9 protein-coding genes are annotated in these 6,820 nt (G+C 64.4%); 6 read left to right on the forward strand and 3 right to left on the reverse strand.

Features of this window, described 5'->3' with window-relative positions; translation table 11 throughout:
• Positions 1 to 4: 4 nt before the first annotated feature.
• Positions 5 to 1,144: a serine hydrolase gene (locus tag K2W81_RS01005; RefSeq protein ID WP_294100550.1), complete on the reverse strand. Its 1,140-nt coding sequence runs from the start codon at positions 1,142 to 1,144 to the stop codon at positions 5 to 7.
• Between the two features lie 78 nt (positions 1,145 to 1,222).
• On the opposite strand from K2W81_RS01005, the gene K2W81_RS01010 reads away from it, so the two are divergent.
• Positions 1,223 to 1,687, forward strand: a complete 465-nt coding sequence (locus tag K2W81_RS01010) for a hypothetical protein (RefSeq protein WP_294100551.1) — start codon at positions 1,223 to 1,225, stop codon at positions 1,685 to 1,687.
• Positions 1,688 to 1,691: 4 nt separating this feature from the next.
• Here K2W81_RS01010 and K2W81_RS01015 read toward each other — a convergent pair whose 3' ends face one another.
• Positions 1,692 to 2,090 (reverse strand): VOC family protein, encoded by a 399-nt coding sequence (locus K2W81_RS01015; protein ID WP_294100552.1) that lies wholly within the window; start codon positions 2,088 to 2,090, stop codon positions 1,692 to 1,694.
• A 65-nt stretch (positions 2,091 to 2,155) separates the two neighbouring features.
• Entirely contained in the window at positions 2,156 to 2,599 is a 444-nt protein-coding gene (locus K2W81_RS01020) for a DUF3617 domain-containing protein (protein ID WP_294100553.1), read from the reverse strand.
• A 76-nt stretch (positions 2,600 to 2,675) separates the two neighbouring features.
• Between K2W81_RS01020 and uvrB the strand changes: the two genes are divergently transcribed.
• From uvrB to K2W81_RS01045, 5 genes are all read left to right on the forward strand, one after another.
• Positions 2,676 to 4,883 (forward strand): excinuclease ABC subunit UvrB, encoded by a 2,208-nt coding sequence (uvrB, locus tag K2W81_RS01025; RefSeq protein ID WP_294100554.1) that lies wholly within the window; start codon positions 2,676 to 2,678, stop codon positions 4,881 to 4,883.
• Between the two features lie 82 nt (positions 4,884 to 4,965).
• The gene (locus K2W81_RS01030) at positions 4,966 to 5,220 is read left to right on the forward strand and encodes a type II toxin-antitoxin system HicA family toxin (RefSeq protein WP_294100555.1); all 255 of its coding nucleotides are present in this window, start codon (positions 4,966 to 4,968) and stop codon (positions 5,218 to 5,220) included.
• Between the two features lies 1 nt (position 5,221).
• Positions 5,222 to 5,437: a type II toxin-antitoxin system HicB family antitoxin gene (locus tag K2W81_RS01035; protein WP_294100556.1), complete on the forward strand. Its 216-nt coding sequence runs from the start codon at positions 5,222 to 5,224 to the stop codon at positions 5,435 to 5,437.
• Between the two features lie 71 nt (positions 5,438 to 5,508).
• Positions 5,509 to 5,829: a HigA family addiction module antitoxin gene (locus tag K2W81_RS01040; RefSeq protein WP_294100557.1), complete on the forward strand. Its 321-nt coding sequence runs from the start codon at positions 5,509 to 5,511 to the stop codon at positions 5,827 to 5,829.
• A gap of 101 nt (positions 5,830 to 5,930) precedes the next feature.
• Positions 5,931 to 6,710: a methyltransferase domain-containing protein gene (locus K2W81_RS01045; RefSeq protein WP_294100558.1), complete on the forward strand. Its 780-nt coding sequence runs from the start codon at positions 5,931 to 5,933 to the stop codon at positions 6,708 to 6,710.
• The last annotated feature ends 110 nt before the right edge of the window (positions 6,711 to 6,820 follow it).

The following is a 6,820-nucleotide window of genomic DNA, read 5'->3' on the forward strand; positions in this document are numbered from 1 at the left end:
CGCCTCACCGCGCCGTCATCACCCGCGCCGCCATCGCTTCCTCGCGCGCCGTATAGGCCGACCGCCCCGTTGGCGCGTCGTCGGCCACGGCGGTGGTGTAGAACGCGATCCCCCGGCCCGTTGCCGGATCGACCCATAGCCCTGACCGGAGGCCGTAAGCCTCGCCCGCATGGCCGATCCGCGTCTTGCCATCGCGGATCAGAGCGTCGCGGCATCCGGCTTGGGCATTGCCCGAGGTCAGGAACATCACACCCAGCCCGAAGGCGCAGTAGAAGCCGCCCTCGATATCGCCATTGTGGCCGTCGTAGCGCCACTGCGGCTGCGTCATCGTGGCGAGGCTGGCGCGCGAGAGGAAACCGGGGCGGGCCAGCGCGGCGCCGATGCGGGCGAGGCCGGTGGGGGCGATCCGCATCCCGCCTTGCGGCGAGAAGAAGCCGCTGCTGTGGCTGAGGCGGTAGCGGGTCAGGTCGCAGCTGCCGTCTTGCGCGGGCGTGCCGGGGCAGGCGGGCGGGCGACCGTGCAGGTCGTCATGCGCGACTTCGCCCCACGCGCGGTAGAGCACGACCGCGTGGCGCGCGGCGTCGGGGGTGCAGGTCGACCAGTTGAAACAGCCCGCGATCTTGAGTGGCGCGAAGACTTGTTCGGCCATGATGCGGTCGAAGCGCGTGGCCGTAGCGCCCTCCATCACGGCGGCGATCAGCGGATAGTTGAGGTTGGCATAGGCGAAATAGCCTGCGCCATGGCCTGCATCCCACGCGCCGGGCTCGGCCATGCGCGCGGTCAGGTCGCCGTCGAGCGCGATGCCATAGCCCGCCGCGTCGCGCACGCCGCTGGTGTGCGACAACAGCCGCCGCAGCGTGACGGGGGCGTCGGGGTAGGCCGGGTTGCGCAAGGTCCAACCGAGATAGGTCGAGACATCACGGTCGAGATCGAGCGTGCCGCGTTCGACCAGCCGCATCACCGCGAGCGCGACCGCGAGCTTCGAGATCGATGCGACCCGCACCGGATCATCGGCGGTGACCGCGCGGTGGGTGGCGCGGTCGGCCTCACCCTCGGCAATGCGGGCGACGACGCGGTTGCGCTCGAAGCGCACGCCGGCGCTGGCGGGGAGCGGGGTGGCGGCGGCGAGGAGGAAGGGGAGCATGGCGTGTGATGCTGGCGGCGGGCGGCGCGAAGATCAAGCGGCTTGAGCCGCGCCGCGCCGCGCCCTAAACCCGCGTGGATGGCGGGGTATCAACTGCGCGACCGGGTGGACTTGCCCGAAACGACGCTGGATCGCGCGGGGCTCGCGCTCGGCGCGGGCGGGCTGCTGGGCGGCGCGGTGTGGCTGGTGCTGGCGTGGGGCAGCGGCACGGCGAGCGCGCTGGCGGTGGCGACAGCGTTCATTCTGGGGACGGTGTTCACGACGCTGGGCATTGCCGCGGTCGGCGTGCCGGTGTGGCTGGTGTTGCACCTGAACGGCTGGCGGCGGCTGCGGCAAGCGGCGCTGGCGGGGGCGGCGATCGGCTTTGGCCTGTTCCTGTTCGCGCAAACCTATGGCTTTGGCCTGTTCGAGGCGCCGCCGAGCGATGGCAGCGCGTTGCTCTATCGCTGGGCGAGTGCGGTGGCGACGAGCCTGCTGCTGGCGGGCGTGGCGGCGGCGATTGCGACGGTGATGTGGGTGATCGCCTACCGTCCGCGCGGGTGAGGGGTCAGGCAGGGCCGATCCGGTACGCGCACAGCTTGTTGCCTTCAGGATCGCGGAAATAGGCGCCGTAAAAGGCTTGCGGCCCTTCTTCGCCGCGCACTCCAGGCGGGCCATCGCAACTGCCGCCGAGTTCGATCGCCTTGGCGTGCAGCGCGTCGACCTTGGCACGGCTATCGAGCGGGATCGCCAACATGTTGCCGTTGCCTGCGACCGCAGGCTCACCGTTGAAGGGCCGCGTCAACGCCACACCGGGCTTGTCCCAAGCCGTTCCCCAAAGGGTGAAGCCCCCTGTGTCCTCGCCAAATTCCATAATGCGCTTGGCGCCGATTGATCCAAGCAGTGAGTCGTAGAAGGCGCGCGCCTGAACAATGTTGTTGGTGCCAAGGGTCGCATAGCCAATCATCGCAGTCCCTTCCCATATGCTGTCAGATCATTTCTACCACGGCCAGCGACGCGACGCACCAGCAACTAGCACCCGCCCAACCGTCGCCCGGTGGTGCGCGATTTCATCGTCATCGACATCCGCCCGGACATGGTCCCCGTCCCCGAGACCGAATAGCTGGTCGGCGTATAGGTCCCCTGCGACACCACGCGCATCGTGCCGTTCGGGCGGTTGCAGACGAGCTCGGTCGCGATCTGCCCGCCGGTCGCCGAATAGCGGACGAAGCGGCAGGCCTTGTCGGCGTTCATCGCCGATTGTGGCCCGGCTTCGGCTTGTTTCGGGGTGATGCAGCTGGTGACGACCATTGGCTGGCCCTTCATCGCGGCGGTGACTCCCGGCGGTGCGCCTTTCAGCTGCACGTCGAGGATTTCGACGCGATTCTCCCATTTGCCGGGCGTAATGATCGGCCCCGGCGGTGCTGCTGCGACGCCCAGCAAGGCCAGTGACGCGACGATCCGATAGCGTGCCATCGACCGAACTCCCCCTGCCGCGCGCGACTCCATGCGCGCGTTGCTTATGGCGGGATAATCCCCATATGTTCTGCTTATGGCAATCCAGATTCGCACCAGCCTCGACGAGCCCGAAACGGGGCAGGCCTTCGTCCCGCACCGGCCCGAACGGCCGCCCAAGGCCGAGGGCGGCAAGGCGTTCCGGATCGTGTCGGATTACACCGCCGCGGGCGATCAGCCGACGGCGATCGCCGAGCTGGTCGAGCAAGTCGAGGCGGGCGAGCGCGACCAGGTGCTGCTCGGCGTCACTGGCTCTGGCAAGACCTTCACGATGGCGAAGGTGATCGAGGCGGTGCAGCGCCCCGCGCTGGTGCTCGCCCCCAACAAGATCCTCGCCGCGCAGCTTTACGGCGAGTTCAAGTCGTTCTTCCCCGACAATGCGGTCGAATATTTCGTCAGTTACTACGACTATTACCAGCCCGAAGCCTATGTCGCGCGGTCGGATACTTATATCGAGAAGGAATCCTCGGTAAACGAAGCGATCGACCGGATGCGGCATTCGGCGACGCGCGCGCTGCTCGAACGCGACGATGTGATTATCGTGGCGTCAGTCTCGTGCCTGTACGGCATCGGCTCGGTCGAGACCTATTCGGCGATGATCTTCGACCTGAAAAAGGGGCAAACGGTCGATCAGCGCGAGATCGTGCGCAAGCTCGTGGCGCTTCAGTATAAGCGCAACGACGCGGCGTTCGCGCGCGGCAATTTCCGCGTGCGCGGCGACAATCTGGAGATTTTCCCGTCGCATTATGAGGATACCGCGTGGCGCGTGTCGTTCTTCGGCGATGATATCGAAGATATTGTCGAATTCGATCCGCTGACGGGGAAGAAAGTCGCGAGCCTGAATTACGTGCGCGTCTATGCGAACAGCCACTATGTCACGCCGGGGCCGACGCTCAAACAGGCGATGGAAGCGATCAAGTTCGAGCTGACCGAGCGGCTGAAGGAGCTGGTGATCGAGGGCAAGCTGCTCGAAGCGCAAAGGCTCGAACAGCGCACCAATTTCGACCTTGAGATGATCGCCGCGACGGGCAGTTGTGCGGGGATCGAGAATTACTCGCGCTTCCTCACCGGCCGCATGCCTGGCGAACCGCCGCCGACCTTGTTCGAATATCTCCCCGACAATGCGCTGCTGTTCGTCGATGAAAGCCATGTCACGATCGGCCAGATCAACGGCATGTCGCGCGGCGATCACCGCCGCAAGCTGACGCTCGCCGAGTACGGCTTTCGCTTGCCGAGTGCGATCGACAACCGCCCCTTACGCTTCAACGAATGGGAAGCGATGCGCCCGCAGACCACGTACGTCTCGGCGACGCCGGGCAGCTGGGAAATGGAACAGACCGGCGGCGTTTTCACCGAACAGGTGATCCGCCCGACCGGGCTGATCGATCCGCCGATCGAGATCAAGCCGGTCGAAGAACAGGTGCAGGACCTGATCGTCGAAGCGCGCAAGACCGCCGAGGCGGGCTATCGCACGCTGGTCACGACGCTGACCAAGCGGATGGCCGAGGATCTGACCGAATTCATGCACGAAGCGGGCATGCGCGTGCGCTACATGCACAGCGATGTCGAGACGCTGGAGCGGATCGAGCTGATCCGCGATTTGCGGCTGGGGGTGTATGATGTGCTGATCGGCATCAACCTGCTGCGCGAGGGGCTCGACATCCCCGAATGCGGGCTGGTTGCGATTCTCGATGCCGACAAGGAAGGGTTTCTGCGCAGCGAAACGTCGCTGATCCAGACGATCGGCCGTGCGGCGCGCAATGTCGACGGGCGCGTGATCCTCTATGCCGATCGCATCACCGGCTCTATGGAGCGCGCGATGAACGAAACCGGGCGGCGGCGGGAGAAGCAGCTCGTGTATAACGAAGTCCACGGCATCACCCCGACGACGATCCGTCGCAACATCGGCGACATCATCAAGGACGTCGCGAGCCGCGATCAGGTAACGGTCGAAATCGATGAGGACCGCCCGCACATGGTCGGCCACAATCTGCGCGCGTATATCGAGGAGCTTGAGAAGAAGATGCGCAAGGCCGCGGGCGATCTCGAGTTCGAGGAAGCCGGGCGATTGCGCGACGAAATCCGATCGCTGGAGGCGGAGGAGCTTGGCCTGCCGGTGGATGAGCGGAAAGCGCCGGTGATGGGGCGTTCAAATGAGGGGAAACCGGGGACGCGCAAGACCCGCTACGGGAAGAGCCAGAAGATGCGCGCGGGGATGGCGGGGAGTTCGCGGCGGGGGCGTTGATGGCGCCTGCGCTATTGCGAGATTTGGCGATACGCTAGTCTAAAGCTTCAAGGTCAATGTGCCTTGGTTCTAAGGACATAAAGTGAGTAAAATCTCGAAATTACATGCTTGGATCGTCGCCAACCCTCGTGCTTCCATTCCGTTTCGCGATTTCGAGCGGTTAGTCGTTGCGTTCGGATTCTCGCCAATTCGACAACTAGGAAGCCATCGGTTGTATGCGCGTCCCGACGTACGGTTTGTCGTCAACATCCAGCCGCGCGGAAAAGAGGCGAAGAGCTATCAAATTCAGCAATTCCTCGCTATGTGCGATCAATACGGGCTGAAACTGGACGACTAGATTGCCACGGTATCACATCGATCTGTTCTGGTATGAAGACGACGCATGCTGGGTTGCCAACGTGCCTGACCTGAAGACGTGTTCGGCGCACGGCGATACGCCGGAGGAAGCCTTGGCTGAGGTGCAGATCGCCATGCAGGTCTGGCTCGAGGTTGCCAAGGACATGGGGTTTCCCATTCCTGAGGCGCGCTATCGGCCGACCCGGTTCGCTGCCTGACCCCCCCGCGGCGTTCCCTTCTAAGAGCACACAATGGCGTATATGCTTCGTCTGGAAAGACGGAGACGCATATGACGTCGAAATTGCAGACTATCACTAATCCCGACTGGCTCGAGAACGAGCATGCGGGCCAAATGCTGGTTGCCGAGTTTCTTGAACCGCACGCGTTGAGCGTCGAGCAGCTTGCGACGGACATCGGCGTCACGCCCAATCGCATCGCGGAAGTGGTCGACGGTGTGCGTCCGGTCGATGCTGAGCTCGATCTGCGTTTCGCTCGCTATTTCGGCATGTCGGAGGGCTTCTTTCTGCGCCTCCAAGACCGATACGAAATCGTTGAAGCCAAGCGCGCGCTCAACGGCGCGCTCGATCGCATCGTCCCGCGCGCCGCCTAACCCCCAACCCTAATTCTGCGTCAGATCCTCGCACCCTACAATTGCGCCGATCCGTGCTACGTGTATTATCTCACACATACACTAGCATGAGGATCAGCCCGATGAAGCGCCTGCTGCTGCTTGCCCCGCTGTTGATCGTCGCGGGGTCCGTGCCAACCTTCGCAAAGCAAGCGCCCCGGCCCGATATCGCCGCCGCCGTGGCCGCCCCCGGGCGTGCGGCGTCCGACATCAAGCTCGACGAGAGCCGCAAGCCTGCCGAAGTGCTGGCCTTCGCGGGGCTCAAGCCGGGCATGAGCGCCGCTGATGTGATGGCAGGCGCGGGCTATTGGACCGAGATCATGGCGCGCGTGGTCGGCCCCAAGGGCAAGGTCGTCGCTTATGAACCGAGCCAATTCCTGCCGACCGAAGCCAAGGACAAGGCGGTGTGGACCGGGCTTATCGCGCGCAATCCCAACGTCACCCAGGTCGCCTATCCGTTCGATGCCTTCGCCGCACCGGCGGGCAGCCTCGATCTGGTGATGATGAACCTCGTCTATCATGATCTTTATTGGGAAAGCGCGCAGTTCAAAGTGCCGCGCACCGATCCGGCGGCGTTTCTGCGCGTGCTGTATCAGGCCGTGAAGCCCGGCGGCGCGGTGGTGGTGATCGATCACGTCGCGACCCCGGGCGATACGCGCGCGACCGTCGAAAAGGTGCACCGCATCGATCCGGCGGTGGTGAAGGCGGACTTCAAAGCAGCGGGCTTCGTGCTCGACGGCGAAAGCGACCTGCTGCGCAATGCGGGCGACGATCATACCAAGCTGGTGTTCGATCCCAGCGTGCGGGGGAAGACCGACCGGTTTGTGTTCCGGTTTCGCAAGCCGAAAGCGCGCCGCGGCTGATTTCAGGCGGCGCGTTTGGGGCCGGCAATATTGGCGATAAAGGCGCCTGCAACCGCTTCCATATTGGCGAGCCTGCCATCAACGGTCGACACGCGAACCTGCAGGCCGTC

This window comes from Sphingomonas sp., assembly GCF_019749955.1.
Classification (GTDB): domain Bacteria; phylum Pseudomonadota; class Alphaproteobacteria; order Sphingomonadales; family Sphingomonadaceae; genus Sphingomonas.

Bases quoted from the DNA above. Each gene is read 5' to 3' on its own strand.
- K2W81_RS01005 (WP_294100550.1), bottom strand. From the start codon at position 1,144: ATGCTCCCCTTCCTCCTCGCCGCCGCCACCCCGCTCCCCGCCAGCGCC.
- K2W81_RS01010 (WP_294100551.1), top strand. From the start codon at position 1,223: ATGGCGGGGTATCAACTGCGCGACCGGGTGGACTTGCCCGAAACGACG.
- K2W81_RS01015 (WP_294100552.1), bottom strand. From the start codon at position 2,090: ATGATTGGCTATGCGACCCTTGGCACCAACAACATTGTTCAGGCGCGC.
- K2W81_RS01020 (WP_294100553.1), bottom strand. From the start codon at position 2,599: ATGGCACGCTATCGGATCGTCGCGTCACTGGCCTTGCTGGGCGTCGCA.
- uvrB (WP_294100554.1), top strand. From the start codon at position 2,676: ATGGCAATCCAGATTCGCACCAGCCTCGACGAGCCCGAAACGGGGCAG.
- K2W81_RS01040 (WP_294100557.1), top strand. From the start codon at position 5,509: ATGACGTCGAAATTGCAGACTATCACTAATCCCGACTGGCTCGAGAAC.
- K2W81_RS01045 (WP_294100558.1), top strand. From the start codon at position 5,931: ATGAAGCGCCTGCTGCTGCTTGCCCCGCTGTTGATCGTCGCGGGGTCC.